We start from the raw sequence: 25619 nt of genomic DNA, 5'->3' as shown, positions 1-25619 counted from the left end.
CCAACAAAAGGAAAGTATGGGAATCGGGTACGAACGATCCACTGCATATTGCGGGCCACGATTCAGATTTATGCTCAATCCTTGCACAACTTTGGTGACAGAGCGGTGACACACAGCAAACTTACGCTACAAAAAGTGTAAAAAAAATGACGGAAAAGAAGGTAGGTTTTTCTGCCTATCGGGAGCCGCCATGGTCATTGCCCGAGAGAGATCGCAGAAGCTGATCCAGCGAGATATCTGCAGGCTGCTCCTTTAGTACGCGCACCAGGCGATCTTGCTCACCGAAGCTGATGCGATCGTAAAACGGCTCGCGGAGCACCGATTGGGTCGGCTCGGCGAGATCCGCTTTACGTTCGGGGGGTGAAATCTGGTCCGCCAGCTCGCGAAGATGAATGGCCAGATGATTCTTTCGTTCGGGGCTGAGATTCTCCCACTGGAACGAACCAAGACCGGTCTGCACAATCTCGATGGCATCACTGTCCAGCGTGCTCCCCAGCAGTGCAAAAAGGCGGGTAAATGCTTCATAACGCAGCATCGGATCGATCGGCCCTGCGTTGAAAACGGACTCAACCTCACCCACGGCCTGCAGGCAGCGATCTTTCAGGGTCGGCGCCTCACTTTCGGTTTCAGGCTCCGGCTTGTTCAATGTTTTGAGCGGGTTCTCGGATCCTCTTTTGGACACCTTGTGCCAGTAAGCTGCAATACCAGCCTTTCGTCTCGGCAACTGGGACAGCCGCACATCCAGCATATCCGCGAGGGTATGAAACTGGCGGCACGAAGGGTCTGAAACAGGCAGAAGCGCGACCGGCTTCTGGTTGAGAACCGACTGGCGAAGGGTCTCATCCCGCCAGATCCCGCCCATATAATGCAGCGAGATTCCCAGGTGGCGCTGGGCGGCGGCGTCCAGGCGCTGGAACACGGACCGTGCCTGACTGGCGCCCTGGGCCATATTCACCAGAATGCTCGGAATCCGGTTATACCCCCTGCGCCGGAGAACCTTGATCAGGGAAAAGGCGTCGGTCAGGGACGCGGGGTCCGGGGTCACCACCATGCAGGCTAACTCTGTCGCCGCAATCATATGCAGTCCCGCAGCCTGCAGACCGGCAGCGGTGTCGGTAATGACGTAATCGTAGCGGTTTTCGAGGTTATACAGTGCGCGCAGTATGCGAAGGCTCTCCGTTGGCCCCATATCCATGCACTCCTGGACACCGGATGCCCCCGGAACAATATGCAGGCCGTAGTCGGTCTCGAGGATGATATCCTCCAGACGACACTCTCCTGCCATCACATTGGCAAGGGTTTTTCTCGGATAAAGGCCAACCATGATGCTGACGTTGGCCAGATCGGTGTCGCCGTCCAGCAACAGAACGCGGTTATCCTGTCTTGCGAGGGTTAGCGCAAGATTCAGGGCGACCGAGGTCTTGCCCACCCCACCCTTGCCACCAGTAATGGCGATAGTGCGGGGTTGGTTCGGATTGTGCTTGACAGGTTCTCTGGCGTTCATCACCGGTAATCTAGGTCCCTGATTTTTCGGTTTTCTGTATTTTAACCTGTAAAAATTCTACACATATCACGATTCAGATAATATATTGCTTAAAAAAAGAGCAATAAGTATTTAATAACGACGGATTATTGTCTAAGCTCTTTTCGGACAATAAGAATGAACGCGCCGTCAGTTAATGAATTGATTCGCCCCACGGCAGGTAAGCCTATGCACATTGCGCCTGATTTACAGCTACCGAGTCTTCCGGAAGTCACCTTGCGGGCGCTCGATGCTTGCCATCAGGACGAGAGCTACCGAAAAATCAGCGAAATTGTCTCTGCCGATACCGCACTGGTAGCTCGTATACTGGCACTGGCCAACTCCGCCCTTTACGGCCCCTCTACTCCGATCCGCTCAGTCGACCAGGCACTCCTGAGACTCGGCACCCGACGTTTTCACACGCTGGTCCTGACCGCAGCCCTGCGCCAACTGCTGTTCGAGCTGGGCGGTGACGAATGGCAACAACTCAGAGATTTCTGGCGACACTCGCTGACCACCGCATTGACCGCCCGGGCCCTGGCAACGCTGACCCGTTACCCGGAGCCTGACGAAGCCTTCATGCTGGGCATGCTTCACAACATCGGCGAGCTGATCGCTATTAAAACGCCAGCCACCGAAGCGAAGCAACACTATCTTGACCATCAGTCCGATATCGCAGCCGAACTCGTGGCCTCCTGGGGCCTCGGGCCGATGGCAGCCGATGCCATGCGCTATCAACAGGCACTGCCCTCGGAGCTACGGGATGCCGGGCATCTGGTAAAGCTGATCAGCCTGGCCACCCGACTGGCACTGTCAGATGCCGCCGGCATTGCAGCGGCAGGCACGGTATTCGGGCTGAACGAGGAACTGACCCGAGAGATAAATCGCCGCATCGGCCACGAAGTCTCGGGTATGGCTGCATCCTTGGGGATTCCGCTGGATGAGGATTACTGCGGCGAGAGCGCCTCGCGACAGCTGAAACAGACAATTCTGCGTCAGGCCATGGCAAACCAGGCGATCAACCTTGCCGATCTGACCGGAGAAACCGAGGACATTCTCGCCGAGACGGTCAACAGTCTAACGCTGATCACCGGCCTGCCAGCACTCTGCTTTGGGCACACGGGCGAAAACCTTGTACTCCTGTCCGGGACCATTGGCGACATCCCCGATCTGGCAGTCACCGCCAAGCCCGGCGGCAGCGTTCTTACGGAAGCCTTCATTTCTGGCCTGCCAGTCAGCCTTGGTGAACGAACCCCGACTGTACTCGACCGACAGCTGCTGTCCCTGCTCCATACACCATCGATACTCGCGGTACCGGTTAACAGTGGCGGCAACTGCCCTGGCGTCTTCGCCCTGGGCACAGACAACGAGCATCTGCCGACAACCCTGGAACTGGCTGATATCTTTACTGCTCAGCTGGCTTCGGTACTGGCAAACCGGGCGCCGGCCCAAGCCGACGCCGATGCTGGCACGGAAGGACTGGATCAGGAAATCGCCCGCGACCGGTTGCGCAAACAGGTTCACGAAGTCAGCAACCCACTGACCATTATTCGACAGTATATTTACCAGCTGCGAGGCAGGCTTGAAGATGCCGGTGTCCAGCAGGAGCTGGACGTGATCCGGGATGAGCTGGATCGGGCCGGCAACCTTTTACTGCAAATGAGCCATACTGACACCGTGGATCAGGGCGATGACGGGGTTGAGCTCAATGCCGAACTGGAAAGTCTGGCTCGTATCCTTGAAGATAGTCTGTTCAGCTCCGATAGCCGCAGCCTCCGGCTATCGCTTTGCAGCGAGCCAACGCTAGTTGCGGCTGGCCCCACGAGGATTCGCCAGATTGTGATCAATCTGGTTCGAAACGCGGCGGAGAGCCTCGCGGATGAGGGCGGCGAGGTTGAAATACGGACGTCTTCACCGGTGTGGCAGAACCACCGCACCTGGGTTGAGCTGGAAATTTCGGACACAGGCAGAGGAATACCCGGTGATGTCAGGGACGCCCTGTTTTCACCGGTGAAAACCACAAAAGGAGAGGGCCACAGCGGTTTGGGCCTGAGCATTGTGAAACAGCTTGTTGATGACATGGAGGGCATCATTGCTTGTCGCACGGGGCAGGAAGGAACCACCTTCAGGATTCTGCTACCGGCGGCCAGCCACAAAAAGAATGAGACCGACTGACGCAGAAACGACGGACACAGACCGATGGCACCTGAACATACTGATCAGCCTTTCAGTCACGGGTTAACGGCACGGATACTGGTAGCGGATGACGAACCCCGCCTGCTGAATACACTGGCTTCGCTGTTGCGTAGCCGGGGTTATGACGTTGCTGAAGCTCACGGGGGCCGAAAAGCCTGCGAGCTGATCGACCAGCAAACGTTCGATCTGGCCCTGCTGGATCTTCGGATGCCCGAGGTCACAGGTTTCGACGTCATGGCGCACCTTGCCGACGGGCAACCAGATTGCGGCGTGATCGTGGTCAGCGGCGAAAGCTCGTTCAGTGCCGTCAGCCGTGCACTGCGTCGAGGCGCCCTGGATTACATCCGTAAACCCTTCGATCCTGAAGAACTGCTGGCCACCGTTGAGAGTGTTATCGGAAAAAAGTCGCTTCTCGAAGCCCACGAGCATATCCAGATGCGGCTGGAGAAATCCGAAGCCCTGCATCGTTACATCGTTAACAGCTCTCCCGACATCGTTTTCATGCTTGATCAGGACGGCCACTTTTGCTTCGTGAACAGCAAGGTCGAGAGCCTGCTCGGCTACCAGCCAGCGGAATTGTGCGGCCAGCACTTCCGGCACATTCTTGACGACCGGGACGTGACGCGCGGGACGCTGGCCCTGAAGGGACCAAACATCACCGCAGACAACCCGCGAACTCTGGAAGTCCGCCTGAAAACCCGTGGCAGCCGCAGAGCTACCCGCCATTTCGAGATAACCGCCTTTCCCATCGACCCGCAAACCTGGCCTCACTCCGGAACCACCCAGGGGGGCGGCAATGGCAACGGTGCCCGCTATTATGGCACGGCCCGGGATGTTACCGAGCGGAAGGAAGCTGAAGCCTTCATCAATTTCCAGGCCTACCATGACCTTTTGACGCGACTGCCGAACCGCGCGCTTTTCAAGGACCGACTTGAGCTTGCGATTACCCACGCCAACCGTGGTGGCCAGAAACTGGCGGTCATGTTTCTGGATCTTGACCGTTTCAAAGTCATCAACGATACCCTCGGCCACGCCATGGGTGATCGACTGTTGCAGGCAGTTACTCACCGGCTCGAGAAATGCCTGCGCAAGGGCGACACCCTCTCCCGGTTCGGTGGCGACGAATTTACCCTGCTCCTGCCCTCTATCCACAACCATGAAGATGCCAGACAGATCGCCAAGAAGCTGATTGATGCCCTGAGGGCACCTTTTCAACTGGGGGATCACGAAGTCTTTGTAGGTGTGAGTATCGGCATCGCAATCTTCCCCGAGGCCGGCGAGAGCATGGACCAACTGATCCAGAACGCCGACATTGCCATGTACCACGTCAAAGGCAAGGGCAAGGACGGTTACCGCTTCTATTCCGACAGCATGAGTATCGATACGGCCAACAGGCTGAACCTCGAGCGGGACCTGCGTCAGGCCCTTGAGCGGGACGAGTTGCGGGTGTTCTATCAGCCCCAGGTGTGCTCCACAACCAACCGCGTTGTGGGTCTTGAGGCCCTGGTTCGCTGGCAGCACCCGGAGCGGGGACTCCTTTACCCGAGAGACTTCCTGCCTCTGGCGGAGGAAACAAAACTGATTGGCCAGCTCAGTGAACGCGTTCTCGACCAGGCCTGCCAGGATGTCGGCCGCTGGATCCAGGAGGGGCACGCCCACCTCCGGCTGGCCGTCAACCTGTCCCCCATCCAGGTTGAGCATCCGCGGTTTGTAGAAACGTTGATGCAGCAGGTAAAGGCCCACAACTTCCCTGCCGGCAACCTGGAAATCGAAATCACTGAAAACGTGATCATGAACGATCTGGAACAGATCTCCCAGAAACTCCGGGAACTGGCAGCCCTGGGGGTTCGGATTGCGATCGACGATTTCGGTACAGGCTATTCGTCACTGAATTACCTGCATCGCCTTCCCATCCACACCCTCAAAGTCGACCAGTCTTTCGTGAAAGCCATCCGAAGTGGCGACGACGGTGCGTGCATCGTAAACGCCATTGTCGCCATGGCCCATGGACTCAAGCTGGAGATCGTTGCTGAGGGCGTGGAGACCGACGAGCAACTGGAGTACCTTCGGAGCCTGGGTTGCCACCAGGTTCAGGGCTTCTTCTACGGTCCTGCCAGGCCCGCCGCCGAGATTTCCAGAACCCTCGGAACCACCAGAGCCAAAGCTGCCTCATTCTGACAAGCGATTATTGATTGTCGGACACTCCTATATAAAACCGCGATCGGGTTTGCAAAGTATTGCAGCACGTTACTTTGTGTATCCGGAAATGCGCATTACTGCACATATTTCTCCCACCCTGTTCTCTAAGCTCGAATCCATAGGCGCTGATCACCGGAATGTCCGACATTCTCGGGCCAATAACGACAAAAACGGTGACAGCATCCAAGGAACAAGAACAGGCAGCAGTCATCATGCGCGACAAGTACAAGTACATCGGTCCCGTCTACGATTTCCTGAGCAACCTCTACAGCGGCAAGAACATTCACCGCTGCAAAACCGCCATGCTGGATGTGGAAACCGTCCGGCCAGGGGACAGAATTCTGTTCGCCGGTGTTGGCCACGGCCGGGACGCCATTCGCGCTGCTGAGCTGGGCGCAGAGGTGACCGTGGTCGATTTGTCCGAAACCATGCTGCGGAAGTTTGCCGAAGCTCAGCAAAAAGAGGCACCACAACTTACGATCCGGCGCATCCACAGTGACATCATGAAAGTGGATGAATTCGAGCAGTACGACATGGTCGTGGCCAATTTCTTCCTCAACGTGTTCGATGAAGACATGATGGTCCGGGTCCTCGAGCACCTGATACGGCTGGGCAAGGCCGACGCCCGGGTCGTTGTTGGCGACTTTTCCTACCCGACTGGCAACCTGCTTTCCAGAATGTTCAAGAAGCTTTACTGGTACATGGCGGTCTTCATTTTCTGGCTGTTCGCCAACAATGCCTTCCACAAAATCTACAACTACCCCGAGCACATGCAGCGGCTGGGCCTTCAGGTCACGGACAAGAAGCACTTCAAGCTTCTGAACATGAACTGCTACTGGTCCATCCTCGGACGCAAGCAGGCCTGAGCACTTCGCTAGAGAGTCACCCAACAAAAACAAACAGGGAGCAGCAGCATGTCGGATCAGATACTTGCACTGGACAGGGTTGGCGCGCTGGAGAGCGGCTCATTTACATTTACCGAGCGTGTCGATTTCCTGAAGAAATACGGCACCCATTCCCAGTCGTTTTCAACGCTCCAACCGGGCATGCAGTATTTCGATGTACCTGGCATGGGGTACATCGCCTACATGCGCAAATGGGGCGCCACCTTCGTGCTCTCGGATCCTGTCTGTGCCCCGAAAGACTTTGGCAACCTGCTGGAGAGCTTCCACCAGCGCTTTCCGAACGCCAGTTACATCCAGGTATCCAAGCCGGTGGTTGATTTCCTGCACCTGCGCTTTGGTCTCTACGGCACGCAGTTTGGCAGCGAATCCCGCATCGATCTGGGCTGCTGGTCACTCAGCGGAAAGAAAAAACAGATCCTGCGAACCGCTTTAAACCAGGCAGAAAAAAACGGAATTACGGTCAAAGAGCGTTTCAGCGACGATCACACCCGTGAAATATCCGAGGCCTGGATTCGAACCCGCAAATGCAAGAGTAATGAAATCCGCTTTCTGATCCGCCCGATGGAAATGGACTATCGTGAGAACGAAAGACACTTCTATGCCTATCAGGACGGCAAGGCAGTAGGGTTTATCTATTTCGACCCGATTTATCGCAACAACGAGATCATCAGCTATGTGCCCAACATCTCCCGGGCCAACGCCGATTTCCGCCAGGGCATTTTCTATACCCTGATGGCCCATGCGATGGACGTCTTCAAGGCGGAGGGCGTACCCTATCTCGATCTAGGGCTGATTCCCCTGTCACTGGATTCCGCAACAGAGCATCAGGAGAGCAGGCTGTTGAAGAGTCTGCTGCACGGCCTCTATGAGAAGGGCAACTTCCTTTACAACTTCAAAGGCCTGGAATTCACGAAATCACGTTTTCGGGGGGAGAAGTTCAAGACGTACTGCTGTCACAAACGGTCGATTCCGGCGCTGGAGTTTCTCGCCATGTTCAAGCTGACCCGGTTGCTGTAGCCCCCAGGGGTTCTCCCGGCCAGTGTTCGCTTACCCGATTGGCCTCCAGGCCCAGGCCCGCCATGAAGGACGCGATGCCCTTCGGTGCCGGCCCCGAAAACAGCGCAGCGCTCACAGGTTGTTTCCCTGCGCCAGCAACTGGGCCTTGAGCAACATCAAGCCGCCCGGTCTGTTCCAGCAGCCAGGCTACCCGTCGGGCAATGGCCTCACCCGATTCCACCCAGAAACGAACCGACGGCAGACTGGCCTTCAGACTATCCAGTAACAGTGGATAATGAGTGCAACCAAGTACCACGGTGTCTACACCAGCCTCTTGAAAAGGCCTCATCGCCTCGTTCAGCTCCGCAAGCGGAACCTCGATTCCGGAAACCAGGTCTTCTGCCCAGCGCACCAGTCCCGGATGGCCAATCCGTTCAATCCTGCAATCGCCAGCGAATTCCTCGACCAGCCTGTCCAGATAAGGCCTGCGAACCGTTGCCGGTGTCGCCAGCAGCCCCATTCGCCGATTCACGGTCTTTGCTGCCGCCGGCTTGATGGCCGGCACCACCCCTACAACCGGCACCGCCGTCATCGCCCGTAAATGCGGCAGAACCACGGTACTGGCGGTATTGCAGGCCACTACGATGGCGTCTGACGGGTAGAGCTCGAGCGCTCTGGTGATCAGACCGCAACAACGGTCAATCACAACCGCCTCTGATTTGTCGCCATAGGGGAAACCTTCGTTGTCCGCCAGATAGACGATCTCCAGCCCCGGCAGTTGCCGGTGAATACAGGCCGCAACGCTCAGACCACCGACACCGGAGTCAAACACCAGAACCCTTGGAGGCGCCTGCATGCTCAAACCGGAATGCCTCCCCGGGAAATCTCGTTTTCCATGGCCCGGATCAATCGGCCTGAAATGGTGGTTTCCGGCGGTACCGGTGGCGTATCGCCCGGCAGGAACCAATCGGCATCGGCAAGCTCGTCTTCCTGGAGAACCAGCTCTCCTCCGGCGTAATCGGCGAAGAAGCCGACCATCAGCTGGTGGGGGAATGGCCAGGGTTGCGAGGCATGGTAGCGGATGTTGGTGACGTCCAGCCCGGTCTCCTCTTTCACTTCACGGTGTACAGCGCCTTCCAAACTTTCGCCCGGCTCAACAAACCCGGCGATGAGGCTGTAGAAGTGCCGTTTGACCCGCGAGGACTTGGCGAGCAGAAGCCGATCATCCCGGCGTATGACGACGATCACGCAGGGCGCCAGCCTGGGGTACCAGGGAATGCCGCAGGGCTCGCACCACTTGGCCCGCTCCCGAGGATGGAAACCGGTTTCCTCGCCGCAGCGGCCGCAGAATCGGTGGTCGCGCCACCACTGCCAGACCTGAAAGCCGGTACTGAGCATATCCGCCGGTGCATCACCGAGCATCAGAAGTGCATCCCGCAGCGGTACAACTTCCTGATTACCGACGCCGGTTTCCGGCAGTTCGGTCACGAATACATCGCGCCCATTGTAACTGCCCAGAGATACTGAATCGGGCAATTCGCCCCGGAAAAGGCGACTGTCGCCACTATGCAGCCAGCCGTTATCGGGCTTGACCACACCTGATCCCGACAGCGCGAGGATCAGATCGCCGTTTTCCGGCCGGCGGGTCGTCCAGCCAGGTATCCACTGAGTCATTGCGATCACCATTCGATGCATCAACGGGGTAATTGGGAGATCAGTCGGAAATGTATCACATTGCAGCACCGGCCAAGAATGAAAGGTCCACCTTTCCGCTCTGTACTCAACCAAGTAAACTTGGCACCTGTTTCTTCAACGGAGTTGCACTTTATGCGTCTTTACCAGGGCATTCGCAGCCTGATCCTGACCCTTTTTCGCAAGATACTGTTTATCTGGGTCCGGACTGATGTCAGCGGCAACAGCGTTGAAGCCCTCGCTCTGGATCCCGACAAACCGGTTTGCTACGTGCTGCAGTACAGCTCCCTCTCGAGCCGTCTGGTTCTTGAGCAGGAAGTTATCCGGGCAGGACTTCCGGGCGCCACCGAAGCCCTGCCGGTGAAAAACGGCCCGTCGCACTCTTTCTTTTTTCTCTATCGCCGCATCGGTGGCTTTTTCAGGGGTCGCCAGGCGCCGGCACCCACGAACGAGTTTCAGGCCCTGGTTCGCTACGGTCTCGAACATCCGGACCAGGACGTCCAGATTGTTCCTGTGTCCCTGTTCTGGGGCCGCTCTCCGGACAAGGAAAAGTCCCTGGTCAAACTGCTGCTTTCTGACACCTGGTCCATCGCCGGCCGGCTTCAGAAGTTCCTGATCATCATGGTTCATGGCCGCAACACCTACGTTCAGTTCAACCAGCCGCTCTCACTGAAGCAGGTGATCGACGAATACCGGCACAGCGAGGAGCGGGCCAACCGCAAGCTGGCGAGGATACTGAGAACCCATTTCCGCCGGGTTCGCCAGGCCGTGCTGGGGCCGGATCTATCCCATCGTCGTACCCTGGTGGCGGGCCTGGTACGGACCCAGGCGGTCAAGGAAGCCATCCGGGAGACGGCGGCACGAGACGACATACCGCCGGAGAAAGTCCGCGCCAAAGCCTATAAATATGCCGATGAGATAGCGGCGAGCATGTCCGTTGTCACTATTCGCTTTATGGAAGTGGTGTTGTCATGGCTCTGGAACCGGATCTACAACGGCATTGCCATCAACAATGTCCAGGTCGTGAAGGAGGTGGCGCAGGATAATGCCGTGGTTTACGTGCCCTGCCACCGATCCCACATCGACTACCTGCTGCTGTCTTACGTACTCTACAAGAACGGTCTGATGCCGCCCCACATCGCCGCTGGGATCAATCTCAACATGCCCGTAGTCGGACCGATTCTGCGCCGCGGCGGAGCGTTCTTCATGCGCCGCAGTTTCAAGGACAACCCGCTCTACGCAACCGTGTTCAATGAATACATGCACGTGATGTTCTCCCGGGGCTATTCCGTGGAGTACTTCATTGAGGGCGGCCGCAGCCGCACAGGTCGTATGCTGCAGCCCCGCCCGGGCATGCTGGCAATGACCGTGCGCAGTTTCCTGCGTGACCATCGCAAACCCATCGTATTCGTGCCCGTGTACATCGGCTATGAAAAGGTTATGGAAGGCCGCTCCTATCTGGGCGAACTGCGCGGCAAGAAAAAGGAAAAAGAAAGCGTATTCGGGCTGGCCAAAACTGTCCGTAAGCTCAGCAACTCCTTCGGTCGCGTTTCAGTCAACTTTGGCGAAGCCATTCATTTGTCCGAGGTTCTCGACGATGTTCACAGCAGTTGGCGCGACGAAGCCTACGACGCTGAGTATCGCCCAAAGTGGCTCAACAGCGCGGTTTCAGAGCTGTCATTCCGGGTAGCGTCGAACATCAACGCGTCGGTTGCCGTAAACCCGATCGGAATGGCCGCCACGGTTCTTCTGGGTACCGAGCGACTGGCCATGGACGAGGGCCAGTTAATCCGCTTGATGGACCAGTACGCCGCCCTGCTAAAGGCTTTCCCGTATGCGGAGACGGTAACCCTGCCCGAGGGATCCGGCAAGGACTGGATCGCCTACTGTGAAGGCATGGGCCTGGTGACCCGCCAGCCGCAAAAGCTGGGCGACATTATTGCCCTTGAAGGCAGTAACGCAATCCTGATGACCTATTACCGAAACAACATTCAGCACCTGTTTGCGCTGCCCTCACTGATTGCCAGCCTGTTCGAGAACAAGGATTCGCTGGGCCGGGACAAGATCGTGTTCCTCGCCAGCGTGGCCTACCCCTACCTGCAATCGGAACTGTTCCTGAAATACCAGCCCGATGAAGCCAGGAATGTGATCAATCAGTGGATTGACGTTCTCATCGAACACGGCTTGTTGAAGCCCCTGGACGATGACCGGATCGGTCGACCTGAGGAAGGTACCGAAGCGATGCTGAGGCTCAGGGTTCTGTCCCGCTTCATCATCCAGACGGTTGAGCGCTACCACATCGCCCTGGGCATTCTCCGCAAATACGGTTCAGGCAAGATCAGCGCCGCCGAACTGGAAGAACAGAGCGCGCTGCTGGCCGAGCGGATGTCGATCCTGTTCGGCCTGAATGCGCCGGAGTTTTTCGACAAGAGCCTGTTTCGCAACTTCATTGCCAATATGCAGAACAACGGCGTTATCACCACCGATGAAAATGGCCTGCTCTGTTATGGGGAGGGACTGGATGAGGTGGCGGACGATGCCCGCCTGGTGCTGAGTGTCGAGAAGCGACAGGCAATCCAGCAGGTCACCATGATGGGCGCCTAACGGCGTTTACTGCGATGGCAGCGCCCGGATGGCGTACACATCGTAGCGGCTGCTCTTGCCTTCTATGCGAGTGGTGGGCTCCGCCCCCTCAACGGCCAGTGCCTTGCGGGGCCGCTTGACCACTACCCGGTAACGGGCCCGCTCCAGTGCGGCCGAGAGTAACTGTCCGGAATCCTCGTCGTCTCCCACAATGGTGCGGAAAACCTGCATTTCCTTTTTTACCAGGGCCGACTTGTCACGATGCGGGAACATCGGGTCCAGGTAAACAACATCCGCCGCCTCGGTGTCCGGTTGGGCCAGCCATTCAATACTGCTGCCCTCCAGCAGTCGCATGCGCTCGACAATGCCCGCACAATCCACATTCAGGGCTGCCCGCGCCAGACCGTCGGCCAACAGCGCATGGATGACTGGGTTGCGTTCAAACAGGGTAACCCTGCAGCCAAGACTGGCAAGAACAAACGCATCCTGGCCAAGCCCTGCCGTCGCATCAACGACATGCAACGCGGCGCGGGTTTTCTGCAAGCCGACCGCCTTGGCCACCAACTGGCCCGCGCCACCGCCATGCTCCCGCCGGTACCCCATCTTGCCGGTCACGAATTCTGCGCGCACGGGTCCCGGCGCACCTTTGCCAGTCACCTGCAGGCCAAGGCCCTGCTCATCAACGAATAACAAAACCGGAAAGTCCCGGATGTCCTTGGGGCGGACGACACCAAGATTCGCGACTCCGAGCGAATCGGCAAGAGCATCGGCCTGCAATCGGTCACCCAGCGCACTGCGGGCAACAGCGACCATGTCCTGAAAGCGGGCAGAAAGGGCAGACGGTGTGGATGAAGACGAGTCAGGCATCAGACCAGAATATCAATTCCGGCCAGGCTACCATTGCCGCCAGTTTCCTGACCGGCGGCGGCGACAGAGGCAAATGTCGACAGTGCCTTGGCAGCTGGCAGGGACACCTCGTCTGCTCGGAACCGCTCCAGACGGGCGTCTTCGGCGGCACGGCGGGCTTCTACACGCCGTTCGAGACTTTCTGTAGCATTGCGGTCGCTGACAACACCTTGAGGGCCATCGGCGAGATCACGGCGAGCCGTGTCAGGTGTTTTTTCAGGCGTTGATGCGGGCGCACGGGCCGCATCACTGCGCTCCCTGACCAGGCTGTTGTTGCCGGTCTGGAAATTGAAATTGTTACCCGGGTTAATTCCGCCAATCATGTTCAGATACCGCTGGCCGGATGACAGGAAAACGTGAGATGGAAGTATGGAAGATTATCGCATGGAAGAAAAGGCAGCTGGTCAGTTTTTACCCAAAGCGGTTTGCCCGGATCAAACCAGGCGGCCGGGGTAACTATCGACCAGGCAGTTTTTTCCAGGCCACTTCATCCCTGATGTAGACAGGTTGAGCCTGCTCCGCCGGCACCGCCTTGCCCTGCTCGAATGCGATCACCGCCAGACGCGCAACCCAGGCTGCACGCAGCACCAGGGTTTCATCTATGGGATCAACACGCTCTGACACCTGCACTGGCATGGCGGAGCGGTATTGCCAGCCCGGCCCTGCTCCGCACCAGCGTTCGGGGCCCTCTGGCAGTGTGACTGCTTCGGGTGGACAGACCTGTTCCGAAGCCAACGCCTCAGGCAATCCTGCCCGGGCAGCAAAGCAGCCCCAATACACCTCGCCCATGCGGGCATCAAAGGCTACGGCGATACCGGTTTCCTCGTGAGGGTCCAGAGCATCAATGGCACCCAGGGCCACGGCCTGCAGTGAAGACACCGGCACCACCGGAATATCCAGCCCCCAGGCAAGACCCTGCACAACACCGGTAGCGATCCTGACACCGGTAAACGAGCCCGGTCCGCAGGCAAAGGCCAGCGCATCAAGCTCTGCCGGAGCAAGATTCTTCTCCGCCAGAAGCTCCCGCACCATCGGCATCAATAGCCGGGTATGGCCTCTGGGGGCAAGCTCGAAGCGTTCGGAGATTTCGCCATCAACAAGAAGGGCTGCGGAGCAGCCCTCTGATGACGTATCCAGTGCCAACAGTTTCACCGGTGTGGAAACCTCAGGTCAGGATGCCAATTTATTTGAGTTCAGACAGGATCTGGTCGCGAATGCTGTCCAGACTGCCAACGCCCTCAACACGAACGTATTTGGGTGCAGCATCCGGCTCTTTCGACGCCCAGTCCTGGTAGTAGCCAACCAGCGGTGCAGTCTGGTCGTGGTAGATTTTCAGACGCTTGCGAACCGTCTCTTCCTTGTCGTCCTCACGTTGAACCAGCGGCTCTCCGGTCTGGTCATCCTTACCCTCGGCCTTGGGCGGATCGTATTTCACGTGGTAGATACGACCACTTCCCTCATGCACCCGGCGACCGGACAGACGGCTGACGATTTCTTCGTCATCCACGGCAATTTCGACCACATAGTCGATGGCAATTCCCTGGTCTTTCAGAGCCTCGGCCTGGGGGATGGTCCGCGGGAAGCCGTCCAGCAGGAAACCGTTCTTGCAATCCGGCTGCTGAATACGCTCTTCGATCAGCGCAATGATGATGTCGTCAGACACCAGGCCGCCGGTTGCCATGACTTCCTTTACCTGCTTGCCCAGCTCTGACTCGGCTTTCACCGCCGCACGCAGCATGTCACCGGTGGAGATCTGGGGAATATCAAACCGTTCAGTAATGAACTGGGCCTGAGTTCCCTTGCCTGCGCCCGGCGCGCCTAACATGATGATTCGCATAACGCTGTGCTCCCGTTTTAGTCATTATCATTTGAAAAGCTGTGGCAAAAACCCGTGCCTTTGCGACAGCCTCTCCTGCACGGAACAGATGTCAGCCGAAATCGGCGAAGGCGCATTATACGAAGTCAGCCACGTCAGAGAAAGTCGACCTCCGTATCATGCACCGGAAGTCCGTATTTCCCAGCGAATAACGACAGGGTGTCAGGATGACAGGGAGCTGGCCAGTGCGTCCAGATCCGGAGCCACACGATCCAGTTCAGCATTCAGTTCTTCCACAACACTGGGCGTCAGTCCCAGGCCTTCCAGCAAAGCGGGCACGTCGTCGGGATTGAATTCATCGCCAATACCGCGATCCTTCAACAGGGCGTTGGCCAGCTGTACCATCAAAACGTAATTCTCGTGCTCGCCATGGTAACCGGATTGCTGATGCACGCCGGCCGCTTTGACCACAGGATCAGGCAGTTGCCATAGACGGTGGAGGATACCGCCAATAGCGCCATGGCCCACCGACAGGATTTCCTGACCATTGCCCTGCCCGAACACCTGCTGCTCGAGCGAGTGCATGCTGGCTTCAGGATTCGCCTCGCGAAGCTCATTGAGCTCATCAAATTCGGCCGGAAACAGGTGCCCGACCAGCAACAGGCCGAAGTTGTGCAACAGTCCGCAGAGATAGCCCAGCCCCTTTTCGGCGCCACATCGCGGCGCGATGACCTGGCACAGGAACGCGCAGTACAGGGAGTGGCGCCAGAAATTGTCCATGCCCAGAATGCCGTGACGGGGTACTTCAAAGGCACGAACGGAGGCAATGCCCAGGGCGATGTGGGCCACACGGTCGAAGCCCAGCACACGAGTGACGGCGTCCTGCACCGAATTGATCTGCCCGGGATAGTTGAACAGCGCAGAACGGGCGTAACGCATGATCTGGGCCGTGAGGCTCGGGTCAAACTCGATCAACTCGGCAAGTTCCCGGGCGGTGGCGTCGGTATTGGCGGTCAGCCGCAGAATACGCAGCGCCAGGGCCGGCATTGGTGGCAGGCGATAAAGTTTCTGCAGTTTGTCGGCCACTTCCTCGAGCGTCAGTGCCTCGCGGTTGCCGTTACCCGGCCCCCGGATAACCAGGTGGCCTGCCCTGGCACCTGCCAGGGCCAGACGGAAGGATCGGCCATCCATCTCTAGCAGGGAATGATCGGTGCCACTGGAAAACACGGCCTGATCCGCCAGCATCACATCCTCGTCCACGATAACGGGCAGCTCGTAAGCCTGTCCGATGGGCGGGGTGAAGCCGGGGTCACAGTCACCGAACAGGCGCATGGTCTGGCGTGCAGTCAGCGGCTGAAGACGGCGACCGGTCAGCTGGTGAACGGCATCAGGGTCCAGGGAACTGTCGAACTTGTGTACGGCCATCACGACACCGGTAATGTCGATCAGCAGTGTGGCCTGTACAAAGCTGTCCTGCGATATCCCCGAGGCAATCACTGCCGCATCGAGGCTGGTGACCTGATCTATCGGCAGCTCCCGATAGGTGATGCCCTTGCGGGCGAGAAAACGTTCCAATCGTGCAGCCAGAGCCACAGCTTACTCCCTTTGTTCTTGGTCGGTGGCCAGATTACCCGGCCTTCTCCCGGCACTATTTTTCTATTCTGCTGCAAGGTCAGCCAGTATTTCGCATACCCGCGGCGATACCTGCCATGGTGACTTTCAGTGCCCTTTCCACCAGTTCCGGCACCTCGCCCTTGCCTTCACTTTCCCGATCCCGCCGTAGCAATTCGGCCTGAAGGTAATGCAGTGGATCCGTGTATGGGTTCCGCACCCTCATCGAGTGCGCAAAGACCGGTTCTCCCTCCAGCAGATCCGTTTGCTCCTTGAGTTCCAGAAGTCGCTCGATACAACCCTGGAGGCGCATGCGAAGACTCTCCCCCAGGGCTTTCAACCGATCATCGTCCAGCAGCGTCTGCTCATAATAGCTGGCGATGCGCAGATCTGCCTTGGCCAGCACCATTTCCAGCATATCCACATAGGTGCGGAAAAACGGCCAGCCCTGCATCATCTCACGCAATACGGGGAGCCGGTGGTCCTGTGCAGCCTCTTCAAGCGCGACGTCACTGCCCAGCCAACTGGGCAGCATCAGCCGCATCTGGGTCCAGGCGAAGATCCACGGGATGGCCCGCAGGCTTTCCACGCCGCCGGTGGCCTTCCTCCGGGCCGGGCGACTTCCGAGTGCCAGTTTACCCAGGGCCTGCTCCGGTGTGACCTGGCGGAAATAGGGCACGAAATCCGGATTTTCCCGGACCACATCGCGGTAGGCTTTCAAGGACCGCTCGGTAAGCCAGTCCATGGTTTCCCGCCAGCTGTCCTCGGGCTGGGGTGGCGGGGCCAGGGTAGCTTCGATAACCGCCGTGGTGTAGAGCGTCAGGCTCTGGACCGCCAGCCTCGGCAAACCGAACTTGAAGCGGATCATTTCGCCCTGCTCGGTAATCCGGAAACTGCCGTTTACCGAGCCCGGCGGCTGGGAAAGGATTGCCCGGTTGGCAGGTCCGCCGCCACGGCCAACGGTACCGCCCCGGCCGTGGAACAAGGTCAGATGCACACTGTACTGGCGGGCAACGTGGGTGAGTTTCTCCTGGGCCTGGTACTGGGCCCACGCCGCCATCAGCTGGCCGGCATCCTTGGAGGAATCCGAATAGCCGATCATCACTTCCTGCCGGCCCTGGCAATACTCCCGATACCACTCAACCTCGTACAGCGCAGACATGCTTTCTGGCGCACCCCGCAGGTCATCCAGGGTTTCAAACAGGGGCACGACCCGCATCGGAAACTTCATCCCGGATTCCCTGAGCAGCAAAATCACGCTCAATACATCAGAGGGCTTGCTGGCCATGGAGATAACGTAGGACCCGAGGGCTTCCGGCGTTTGCTGCGCCACCACTTCACAGGTTGCCAGCACCTCGCCGACCGATTCCGAGGGCTCCCAATTTCGGGGGACCAGTGGGCGCCGGCCCTGAAGTTCCTTCACCAGGAATGCCTGGCGTTCCTGTTCTGACCAGGACAGATAATCCCCCAGGCCAAGATAATCGACCATTTCGGCAACCGCCTCCGCGTGGCGGCTGGCTTCCTGTCGGATGTCCAGGCGAATCAGAGGCAGGCCAAAGGTATGCGCCCGGCGGATGGTATCCAGCAGCGGACCATTGGCAATATCCTCTAGCCCGCACTCAACCAGCGACCGGTAACAGAGCTCCAGGGGACCGGTGAAATCCTCGTTCTCAAAGAGAATACCGTTGGCATCCGCGGTCTCGCCGTTGACGCTCGCCTCTGCCCAGTCCCGGGTTCTGATCAGCCGCTCACGGAGTTCGGCGAGCACATGGCGATAGGGCTCCCGGGTTTCGCCAACAACGGCTTTGAGCTCGTCGCTGGCCTGCCACATGGACAGTTCCGCCCGCAGCGCCTGAATATCACGAAGATAGAGATCCGCTGCCATCCAGCGGCCAAGCAGAAAGACCCGGCGGGTCACCTTGTGGGTAACATTCGGATTGCCATCACGATCACCGCCCATCCAGGAGGCAATACGGATGGGGGATGCCTGCAGCGGCAGGCCCTTTCCGGTCGCGTCCTGCAGCGAGGTGTCCAGGCTCCTCAGAAACTGTGGCAAGGCCTCCCACAGACTGTTCTCGATAACCGCAAAGCCCCATTTCGCCTCATCCACTGCCGTTGGTCGCTCCTGCCGAATCTCGTCGGTATGCCAGGCTTCCGTAACCAGTTGAGAAAGACGATTGACGATTTCCTCCCGTTCGGCAGGCATGAGGTCGTCATGGTCCAGACGCGCGAGACAGTCCGACATCTCGTCGTATTTCATAATCAGGGTGCGGCGGGCCACTTCGGTGGGGTGGGCTGTCAGCACAAACTCGATTCGCAGATCCGCGACCCGCTGATGCAGTTCCTCCGGCGTGACATCACCGTGCTTGAGCCGTTCAAACACTTCCCCGAGCGATTCGACCATCAAATCAGATTGATGCCCTCTTTTGCGACGAATACCGTGGTACTGCTCGGCAAGGTTGGCCAGGTTCAGGAACTGGTTGAAAGCACGGGTCACCGGGAGCAGCTCATCATCGCTCAACTTGCGCAGCAGATTGACCAGCCGCTGACCGGACCCGCTTTCCTGGCGACGGTCGGACTTGGCAGCCGCCCGGATTTCCTCAATCAGCTCGTAGCATTCCTGTCCGGGATACCGCCTTATGCTCTGGCCCAGCAGTTCGCCCAGCATTCGTACGTTTTCTCGGAGTTCGGGATGTAGCTCAGTCACATTGACGTCCTTTTGAATTGACGGAGGCGAAGTAAACTTACGATACTAAGGAACAGTCGAGAAAGTCTATTGGCGATTCAAGCCTGTAGCTGCAAGGAGTTATCATGAAGGTCACTGATTTGCCCAAACATTGGGAACAGCAAAAAGAGCCCGTGGAGCGCACCCACGATTATAACCTGCGCCTGCCGCTGGAAGATGCCGCACGCGTGGCCGCACTGGCGGAACTTTACCCGGACCGCAGTGAAAGCGATATTCTGAACGACATGATTGGTGCTGCTCTGGACGATCTGGTACGCCAGAGCCCACTAAAAGACAGGCTGGAAGGGAAAGACAAGTAAATAGCGGCGGGCAGCGTTCGCTGCCCGTGTCGTCAGGCGACTGATTCCAGCTGACGGGCCTTGAGGCGCTGGATGTGCTTCTGGCTCAGGCTGACAAACTTTGGAGTCAGGCCCTGATCCTCGTAGATCTCGAAGCCATCCTCGTCATACGCCACCACTTTAGTGCCCTGAACATACGGAAAGCTGGTTTCCATCTCGTCCAGTGCTGCAGAAATCAGATCGCGCATCAGATCCTGAGGTGATTTCATCGGGTAAAGCGCTGCGAGTTTCTCGAGGCGCTTGTGATGCTGGTCAGACAACGCCATGAAGTAGGCGTCTCGGGTAAGCCGACCACGTGCATGCTTGTCCCAGTAGTTGACCAGATCTTTGATTTTCATGGTGCCTTCACTCCTGCATCTTATTGATGGCGCACGGCGCACGAAAACTGTGCATCCGTTTCCGGAAGTGTAGACGAAGCCGTCGGTCCGGGGGCGAGAAAATTGGTAACGGATTGTACTTACCGATCCGCCATTCTCAGTGCTCGCTCTCTCCCCGCTCCACGCCTTTCACCGCCTGCCACAAAGCATCCAGCGCCTCCAGAGATTCTTCGTCCATATCGCGGCCCTCCCGTTCCAGCACACGTTCAATCGCCCGGAACCGGGCGTCGAATTTATGGTTGGTTCGATTGAGTGCCTGCTCAGGGTTAACCTTCATGAACCGTGCCAGGTTCACACAGACGAACAGGAGATCGCCGAGCTCATCTTCAACGGCATCGGGATCGCCGGTGCCCGTCTGTGCGGCTTCCCATGCCTCCTTGAGCTCGTCGATTTCCTCGTGAAGTTTGTCGAAAACCGGGCCCACATTCGGCCAGTCGAAGCCGTGCCGGGCCGCCCGCTTCTGGAGCTTCTCGGCCCGAGCCATTGCAGGCAGGGTCCGGGCAATGCCGTCAAGCCGGCTTTCCGAGACGCTGGCTTCCCGCGCCGGCTTCGTTGCCCTCTCCTCGGCCTTGATGCGCTCCCAGCTTTCCTTGATCCAGGCCTCATCCGGCCGGTTGTCCGGATCGATTCGACTTTCCAGGGTCCCTTCCGGAAAAACGTGTGGATGCCGCCGTACCAGTTTTCGGACCAGATGATCGACCACACCATCAAAATCGAAATGGCCATCTTCGCGACCAAGCTGGGTATAAAAGATCACCTGGAACAGCAGATCCCCCAGCTCGTCTTTCAGATGCGGATAATCCTCACGCTCGATGGCATCGGCCACTTCGTAGGCTTCCTCCAGCGTATGCGGCACGATGGTCTTGTAGGATTGCTTCGTATCCCATGGACAGCCCGTCTCCGGATCCCGCAGCCGGGCCATCAGGTTTTTCAGATCGTCGATGGTATAGGTCATCCGCGTTTACGCCTTACATCAATGATATTGGGCAGGTTGCGGATCTGCGCCAGCAACCGCGCCAGCTGCTCGAGGCTGGAAATCTCCACCGTCACGGTCATGGTGGCCGTGTTCTCGTCCTTGTTGCTCAGGGTATTGAGCGACAGCACATCACTCTTGGAGGCCGACAACACCTGGGTGATATCTCTCAGCAGTCCCGACCTGTCATAGGCTTCGATTTCAATGTCGACCGGATAAACAGCAGCCTGCCGGCCACCCCAGCTGACTTCAATAATCCGGTTGGGCTCGAACTCACGCAGATTCAGGAACGTCAGGCAGTCCTGGCGATGGACCGTAACCCCACGGCCAACCGTGATGTAGCCACCGATCGCGTCTCCGGGCAGCGGCTTGCAACATTTGGCCACCTGGGTCTTGAGCTTGCCGACGCCCAGGATCTGGATGTCCGATTCAGTATCGTAGGGCTTGCGGCGCTGGGCGCTGAGTTTCAGATCCAGTTGTTCGGACTTGGGCTCCAGCATCTGCTGGGCCACATTGGCGACATGCGTCGGGCGAAGGTCACCGGCTCCAGTGGCTGCAAACATGTCCTCGGCACTTTGGTAATTAACCTTCCTGGCAAGCTCACCAAGATCCACATCGTAGAGGGACAGACGCCTGAACTCGTCCTCGAGAATGGCACGACCATCAACGATATTGCGACCGCGATCCTGCTGTTTGAACCAGTGGGTTACCTTGGCGCGCGCCCGGGACGTCTGGATGTAACCAAGGCTCGGATTCAGCCAGTCGCGGCTTGGGGCCGGGTTGTTGGATGTCAGGATAAACACCTGATCGCCGGTTTTCAGCGGATAGGTCAGCGGAACGATTCGGCTGTTCACCCTCGCACCGCGGCAGGCGTGGCCGATCTCGGTGTGCACCCGGTAGGCGAAATCCACCGGCGTTGCTCCCTGGGGCAAATCCACCACATGGCCCTCGGGCGTGAATACATACACCCGATCCGATGCCACGTCGGATTTCAGGTGGTCGGCCAGCCCGGACAGGTCGCCCAGCTCCTCCTGCCACTCCAGCACCTGGCGCAGCCAGTTGATCTTGGCGTCGTAGCCCGTCGACTTGTTGCCCTTGTCCATGCCCTTGTACAACCAGTGGGCACAGACGCCCAGTTCCGCCTCCTCATGCATTGTGTGGGTTCGGATCTGCACTTCCATGACCTTGCCCTCGGGCCCGATCACGGCGGTATGCAGAGACTGGTAACCGTTTTCCTTCGGGTTGGCGATGTAATCGTCGAACTCGTTGGGGATGTGGCGCCATAGCGTGTGGACAATACCCAGTGCGGCGTAACAGTCGCGTACTTCCGGTACCAGGATACGCACGGCGCGAACATCGTAGACCTGAGAGAAATCGATACCCTTACGACGCATTTTGCGCCAGATGCTGTAGATGTGCTTGGCGCGGCCAGACAGCTCACCCTCAATACCATAGGCCTTGAGTTCGGTGTGCAGGGTCTCTATCACCCGCTTGATGTAGCTGTCGCGAGCGAGCCGTTTTTCATCCAGCAGTTTGGCGATTTTCTTGTACGCGGAGCTATGCAGATAGCGGAAGGACAGGTCTTCCAGTTCCCACTTGATGTGACCAATGCCAAGCCGATGGGCCAGCGGCGCGTAGATATCAAACACTTCCCGGGCGACGCGCATGCGCTTTTCTTCCGGAGCATCCTTTACCGCCCGAATGGCGCAGGTGCGCTCCGCCAGCTTGATCAGGGCAACCCGGACATCGTCGATCATGGTGACGAGCATCTTGCGGACGTTGTCCAGCTGGCCTTCGCTCTGGCCCAGAACGTTGCCCTTCAGCGGGTGGTGAATGGACGAAATGGCCGCCATCTGCTGCACGCCGTTGATCAGGCCCGCGACCTCATCGCCAAATTCCTTGCGGATTGTCTCCAGGGGAACGCGCTCTTCACGCACGGCGCGGTAAAGGATCGCCGCCACCAGGCTGGCCTGATCCAGGTGCAGCTCCGCCAGAACCTGGGCCATCTCGATGCCAATCCGGAAGCTGCTGGAGCCGGGTGCCCACTGGCGATCCTGCCGGAAAGCCTGAAGATCGATTTCCGCTGCCTTTTCACAGGCCAACCGGAACTGGTCAGCGTCGTCCAGGTGCGTTTGCGAGGCTATCTGGCTTACCCAGCCCTCGATATCCACCTGGCCGTCGCCAGTCATTGCGTAGTCTTCGCGAACTTTTACCATATCGGCCTTGTTATTCCTGATGGTTTCCGCAGCCATCCCTGACTGCCCACAACATCGTCAGCCGGAATCCTTCTCAAACAACGCGATGGATTCCACATGGGTGGTGTGGGGGAACATATCCATCACACCTGCGCGCACCAGTCGATAGCCGTTGCGCACCATAACCCCTGCGTCGCGCGCCAGGGTGGCCGGGTTGCAGGAGACATAGACTATCTTTTTTGCGCCGAAGGCCGTGAGGTACTTGCAGATCTCCTCGGCACCGGAACGGGGCGGATCGATCAGTATCTTGTCGAACCCTTCTTTAGCCCAGCTCTGGCCCGTAAAGTCACCGTGCAAGTCGGCACCGTGAAAAGCGACATTGTCCAGACCGTTAAGTTCCGCGTTTTCCCGGCCCCGTACGACCATGGTCTCGTCTCCTTCCACGCCAACAACCTGCCCACCCCGTGTGGCCAGCGGCAGGGTGAAATTCCCCAGACCACAGAACAGATCCAGGACTCGCTCCCCAGGCTGGACATCCAGCCATTCCACGGCCCTGTGTACCATTGCGCGATTGATGCCTGCATTGACCTGGGTAAAGTCCATGGGATGAAATTTCATGGTCAGGTCGAATTCATCCAGTCGGTAGCTAAGCCGTTCATCATCCCGGCCCGCTGACTCGGGCCAGATCCGATGGACGGTGTCGGGCCCTTTCGGCTGCAGGTAAATATGCAATTCGTGGGCCTGACCAAAGGCGATGAGTTTTTCCCGGTCGCCAACCGACAGCTCATCCATGTTACGGAACACCATCACGGCAACGTCGTCGCCACAGGCAACTTCCACCTGGGGGATTCGGTTGAAGGCCTCCAGATCGTGAAGCATGTTGCGCAGCGGCAATATCCGCTCGCCAATGCATGGATCCAGCACCACGCATCGATCGATGTCGGTCAGGAAACTGTTGCGTTTCTCCCGGAAGCCGACCAGGACAGACTCCCGGGCCTTGACGTAACGAACACCCAGGCGAGCCTTGCGACGGTATCCCAGACTCTCTTCCGAGCGCAGGGGGGCAATCCATTCCTCGGGCTCGATGCCCCCGAAATGGGCAAAATGTTCCCGCAGGGTGTTTTCCTTGAACTCGATCTGGGCATCGCCACTCATGTGCTGAAGGCTGCAACCACCACACAGGTCGGCAAACTCGCAGGGGGGAGTCTGGCGACCGGGGGCAGCGTCCAGAACCTCTTCAGTTCGCAATTCATCGAACTTGCTTCGACTGGACACCACTTTCGCCATCACGGTTTCGCCTGGCAGGGCGCCATCGACAAATTGGGTTTTGCCGTCCTGACGGGCAATGCCCCGGCCATCATGGCTCAGGGTTTCAATCTCACAGCGCACGGGCTCTTTTGGAAGAACCTTCCTGCGTCGTCTGCTCATACTTGGGTCTCTTGATAAAGTCGTATTCAGGCGCCGGGGAACACACCGGTGGAAAGATAGCGGTCGCCGCGGTCACAGATAATGGCCACGATGATGGCGTTTTCAACCTGCCGGGAGAGCTTGAGCGCGGCTGCAATCGAACCGCCGGAGGATACGCCACAGAAAATGCCCTCTTCAGAAGCCAGGGCCCTCATCGTGGTCTCTGCTTCTTCCTGACCTACGTCCAGCACCTGGTCGACGCGGGCCGCGTCGTAGATTTTCGGCAGGTAAGCTTCGGGCCAGCGCCGGATCCCGGGGATCGAGGCGCCCTCTTTTGGCTGCAAACCGATGATGCGGATATCCGGGTTGCGCTCCTTGAGGTAGCGCGACACCCCCATAATAGTGCCAGTGGTGCCCATGGAGCTGACAAAATGGGTAACCCGCCCGCCGGTCTGCTCCCAGATTTCCGGGCCGGTGGTACGGTAATGCGCCAGGGGGTTGTCCTGATTGCTGAACTGGTCCAGCACGGTACCCTTGCCTTCCGCTTGCATCTTGAGGGCCAGGTCACGGGCCGTTTCCATGCCTTCTTCCCTGGTTACCGTGACAATCTCCGCACCATAGGCGCGCATGGATGCCCGGCGCTCCTCACTCATGTTCGCGGGCATGATGAGCACCATGCGGTACCCCTTGATCGCCGCCGCCATGGCCAGAGCGATGCCGGTATTGCCGCTGGTTGCCTCGATCAGCGTATCGCCTGGCTTGATGTCGCCCCGGCGCTCCGCTTCCTGGATCATGCTGATGGCCGGGCGATCCTTCACCGAGCCGGCAGGGTTGTTGCCCTCCAGCTTGGCCAGAATCACGTTACTCGTCTCACCGGGGAGACGCTGCAGGCGAACCAGAGGGGTGTGCCCGACATAATCTTCAATGGTGGGAAAATGCATATGATAACCCTGTGGTACACTTTTGGCTTCGCATGATACGCGTTATCGCCCCGGTCTCCCAATACAGCTTCTCGCTATATCCATGACCGGCGGCTATATCCGCCACGGGCTTTTCCGGTACTGTCGGGACTGATACCACAGTTATCCCTTTCCGGATCAGCTATTCTTAACACGGACGTTTTCCGCTCTGCGACGCGGACAAAAGCAATAATTCAG

General features: G+C 58.3%; 20 protein-coding genes. 6 read left to right on the top strand and 14 right to left on the bottom strand.

Translation table 11 applies throughout. The features are described from left to right. Window positions 1–175: 175 nt before the first annotated feature. The gene (locus ACWJ62_RS11685) at window positions 176–1504 is read right to left on the bottom strand and encodes a MinD/ParA family ATP-binding protein (RefSeq protein ID WP_449286339.1); all 1329 of its coding nucleotides are present in this window, start codon (window positions 1502–1504) and stop codon (window positions 176–178) included. Between the two features lie 207 nt (window positions 1505–1711). Between ACWJ62_RS11685 and ACWJ62_RS11680 the strand changes: the two genes are divergently transcribed. From ACWJ62_RS11680 to ACWJ62_RS11665, 4 genes are all read left to right on the top strand, one after another. Further along, window positions 1712–3697 carry an HDOD domain-containing protein gene (locus ACWJ62_RS11680; RefSeq protein WP_449286654.1) on the top strand — a complete coding sequence of 662 codons (1986 nt, stop codon included), beginning with the start codon at window positions 1712–1714 and terminating at the stop codon, window positions 3695–3697. 24 nt (window positions 3698–3721) lie between these two features. After that, complete coding sequence (locus ACWJ62_RS11675) at window positions 3722–5896, top strand: EAL domain-containing response regulator (protein WP_449286338.1); 2175 nt, start codon at window positions 3722–3724, stop codon at window positions 5894–5896. 233 nt (window positions 5897–6129) lie between these two features. Next, window positions 6130–6783 (top strand): class I SAM-dependent methyltransferase, encoded by a 654-nt coding sequence (locus ACWJ62_RS11670; RefSeq protein ID WP_449286653.1) that lies wholly within the window; start codon window positions 6130–6132, stop codon window positions 6781–6783. Window positions 6784–6831: 48 nt separating this feature from the next. Continuing rightward, window positions 6832–7839 (top strand): DUF2156 domain-containing protein, encoded by a 1008-nt coding sequence (locus tag ACWJ62_RS11665; protein WP_449286337.1) that lies wholly within the window; start codon window positions 6832–6834, stop codon window positions 7837–7839. Here ACWJ62_RS11665 and murI read toward each other — a convergent pair. Both murI and nudC read right to left on the bottom strand, forming a co-directional pair. Beyond that, window positions 7817–8674 (bottom strand): glutamate racemase, encoded by an 858-nt coding sequence (gene murI, locus ACWJ62_RS11660; RefSeq protein WP_449286652.1) that lies wholly within the window; start codon window positions 8672–8674, stop codon window positions 7817–7819. The genes ACWJ62_RS11665 and murI overlap by 23 nt on opposite strands. 2 nt (window positions 8675–8676) lie before the next feature. Continuing rightward, window positions 8677–9492 carry an NAD(+) diphosphatase gene (gene nudC / locus ACWJ62_RS11655; RefSeq protein WP_449286336.1) on the bottom strand — a complete coding sequence of 272 codons (816 nt, stop codon included), beginning with the start codon at window positions 9490–9492 and terminating at the stop codon, window positions 8677–8679. A 153-nt stretch (window positions 9493–9645) separates the two neighbouring features. On the opposite strand from nudC, the gene plsB reads away from it, so the two are divergent. Continuing rightward, the gene (gene plsB, locus ACWJ62_RS11650) at window positions 9646–12114 is read left to right on the top strand and encodes a glycerol-3-phosphate 1-O-acyltransferase PlsB (protein ID WP_449286335.1); all 2469 of its coding nucleotides are present in this window, start codon (window positions 9646–9648) and stop codon (window positions 12112–12114) included. A gap of 6 nt (window positions 12115–12120) precedes the next feature. Here the strand turns inward: plsB and ACWJ62_RS11645 are convergent, their stop codons facing one another. From ACWJ62_RS11645 to ppc, 6 genes are all read right to left on the bottom strand, one after another. Further along, window positions 12121–12960, bottom strand: a complete 840-nt coding sequence (locus tag ACWJ62_RS11645; RefSeq protein ID WP_449286334.1) for a class I SAM-dependent methyltransferase — start codon at window positions 12958–12960, stop codon at window positions 12121–12123. Further along, window positions 12960–13322: a UDP pyrophosphate phosphatase gene (locus ACWJ62_RS11640; RefSeq protein WP_449286333.1), complete on the bottom strand. Its 363-nt coding sequence runs from the start codon at window positions 13320–13322 to the stop codon at window positions 12960–12962. Before ACWJ62_RS11640 ends, ACWJ62_RS11645 begins: the two co-directional genes overlap by 1 nt. A gap of 133 nt (window positions 13323–13455) precedes the next feature. Beyond that, window positions 13456–14151: a tRNA (adenosine(37)-N6)-threonylcarbamoyltransferase complex dimerization subunit type 1 TsaB gene (gene tsaB / locus ACWJ62_RS11635; protein ID WP_449286332.1), complete on the bottom strand. Its 696-nt coding sequence runs from the start codon at window positions 14149–14151 to the stop codon at window positions 13456–13458. 31 nt (window positions 14152–14182) lie between these two features. Then, complete coding sequence (gene adk / locus ACWJ62_RS11630; protein WP_449286331.1) at window positions 14183–14836, bottom strand: adenylate kinase; 654 nt, start codon at window positions 14834–14836, stop codon at window positions 14183–14185. A 201-nt stretch (window positions 14837–15037) separates the two neighbouring features. Continuing rightward, window positions 15038–16408 (bottom strand): HDOD domain-containing protein, encoded by a 1371-nt coding sequence (locus ACWJ62_RS11625; protein WP_449286330.1) that lies wholly within the window; start codon window positions 16406–16408, stop codon window positions 15038–15040. Window positions 16409–16487: 79 nt separating this feature from the next. Then, window positions 16488–19133 carry a phosphoenolpyruvate carboxylase gene (gene ppc / locus ACWJ62_RS11620; RefSeq protein WP_449286329.1) on the bottom strand — a complete coding sequence of 882 codons (2646 nt, stop codon included), beginning with the start codon at window positions 19131–19133 and terminating at the stop codon, window positions 16488–16490. Window positions 19134–19237: 104 nt separating this feature from the next. On the opposite strand from ppc, the gene ACWJ62_RS11615 reads away from it, so the two are divergent. Continuing rightward, the gene (locus ACWJ62_RS11615; RefSeq protein WP_349521532.1) at window positions 19238–19471 is read left to right on the top strand and encodes a hypothetical protein; all 234 of its coding nucleotides are present in this window, start codon (window positions 19238–19240) and stop codon (window positions 19469–19471) included. A 32-nt stretch (window positions 19472–19503) separates the two neighbouring features. On the opposite strand, the gene ACWJ62_RS11610 is transcribed toward ACWJ62_RS11615, so the two are convergent. The 5 genes from ACWJ62_RS11610 to cysM all read right to left on the bottom strand — a co-directional run bounded on the left by ACWJ62_RS11610 (window position 19504) and on the right by cysM (window position 25403). Further along, complete coding sequence (locus tag ACWJ62_RS11610) at window positions 19504–19848, bottom strand: hypothetical protein (RefSeq protein WP_008176163.1); 345 nt, start codon at window positions 19846–19848, stop codon at window positions 19504–19506. A 136-nt stretch (window positions 19849–19984) separates the two neighbouring features. Further along, window positions 19985–20842: a nucleoside triphosphate pyrophosphohydrolase gene (mazG, locus tag ACWJ62_RS11605; protein ID WP_449286328.1), complete on the bottom strand. Its 858-nt coding sequence runs from the start codon at window positions 20840–20842 to the stop codon at window positions 19985–19987. Next, the gene (gene relA, locus ACWJ62_RS11600) at window positions 20839–23076 is read right to left on the bottom strand and encodes a GTP diphosphokinase (protein WP_449286651.1); all 2238 of its coding nucleotides are present in this window, start codon (window positions 23074–23076) and stop codon (window positions 20839–20841) included. The genes mazG and relA overlap by 4 nt, the downstream gene beginning before the upstream one ends. 57 nt (window positions 23077–23133) lie before the next feature. After that, the gene (rlmD, locus tag ACWJ62_RS11595) at window positions 23134–24483 is read right to left on the bottom strand and encodes a 23S rRNA (uracil(1939)-C(5))-methyltransferase RlmD (RefSeq protein WP_449286327.1); all 1350 of its coding nucleotides are present in this window, start codon (window positions 24481–24483) and stop codon (window positions 23134–23136) included. Window positions 24484–24509: 26 nt separating this feature from the next. Further along, window positions 24510–25403, bottom strand: a complete 894-nt coding sequence (gene cysM / locus ACWJ62_RS11590; protein WP_062785533.1) for a cysteine synthase CysM — start codon at window positions 25401–25403, stop codon at window positions 24510–24512. Window positions 25404–25619 lie beyond the last annotated feature (216 nt).

Source organism: Marinobacter sp. PE14 (assembly GCF_053566155.1).
This window is presented reverse-complemented; position numbering and strand designations above follow the sequence as displayed.

What these genes read in the sequence shown, in the direction of transcription:
- ACWJ62_RS11685 (WP_449286339.1), bottom strand. Translation starts at nt 1,504, where the DNA reads ATGAACGCCAGAGAACCTGTCAAGCACAATCCGAACCAACCCCGCACT.
- ACWJ62_RS11680 (WP_449286654.1), top strand. Translation starts at nt 1,712, where the DNA reads ATGCACATTGCGCCTGATTTACAGCTACCGAGTCTTCCGGAAGTCACC.
- ACWJ62_RS11675 (WP_449286338.1), top strand. Translation starts at nt 3,722, where the DNA reads ATGGCACCTGAACATACTGATCAGCCTTTCAGTCACGGGTTAACGGCA.
- ACWJ62_RS11670 (WP_449286653.1), top strand. Translation starts at nt 6,130, where the DNA reads ATGCGCGACAAGTACAAGTACATCGGTCCCGTCTACGATTTCCTGAGC.
- ACWJ62_RS11665 (WP_449286337.1), top strand. Translation starts at nt 6,832, where the DNA reads ATGTCGGATCAGATACTTGCACTGGACAGGGTTGGCGCGCTGGAGAGC.
- murI (WP_449286652.1), bottom strand. Translation starts at nt 8,674, where the DNA reads ATGCAGGCGCCTCCAAGGGTTCTGGTGTTTGACTCCGGTGTCGGTGGT.
- nudC (WP_449286336.1), bottom strand. Translation starts at nt 9,492, where the DNA reads ATGACTCAGTGGATACCTGGCTGGACGACCCGCCGGCCGGAAAACGGC.
- plsB (WP_449286335.1), top strand. Translation starts at nt 9,646, where the DNA reads ATGCGTCTTTACCAGGGCATTCGCAGCCTGATCCTGACCCTTTTTCGC.
- ACWJ62_RS11645 (WP_449286334.1), bottom strand. Translation starts at nt 12,960, where the DNA reads ATGCCTGACTCGTCTTCATCCACACCGTCTGCCCTTTCTGCCCGCTTT.
- ACWJ62_RS11640 (WP_449286333.1), bottom strand. Translation starts at nt 13,322, where the DNA reads ATGATTGGCGGAATTAACCCGGGTAACAATTTCAATTTCCAGACCGGC.
- adk (WP_449286331.1), bottom strand. Translation starts at nt 14,836, where the DNA reads ATGCGAATCATCATGTTAGGCGCGCCGGGCGCAGGCAAGGGAACTCAG.
- ACWJ62_RS11615 (WP_349521532.1), top strand. Translation starts at nt 19,238, where the DNA reads ATGAAGGTCACTGATTTGCCCAAACATTGGGAACAGCAAAAAGAGCCC.
- ACWJ62_RS11610 (WP_008176163.1), bottom strand. Translation starts at nt 19,848, where the DNA reads ATGAAAATCAAAGATCTGGTCAACTACTGGGACAAGCATGCACGTGGT.
- mazG (WP_449286328.1), bottom strand. Translation starts at nt 20,842, where the DNA reads ATGACCTATACCATCGACGATCTGAAAAACCTGATGGCCCGGCTGCGG.
- relA (WP_449286651.1), bottom strand. Translation starts at nt 23,076, where the DNA reads ATGGTAAAAGTTCGCGAAGACTACGCAATGACTGGCGACGGCCAGGTG.
- rlmD (WP_449286327.1), bottom strand. Translation starts at nt 24,483, where the DNA reads ATGAGCAGACGACGCAGGAAGGTTCTTCCAAAAGAGCCCGTGCGCTGT.
- cysM (WP_062785533.1), bottom strand. Translation starts at nt 25,403, where the DNA reads ATGCATTTTCCCACCATTGAAGATTATGTCGGGCACACCCCTCTGGTT.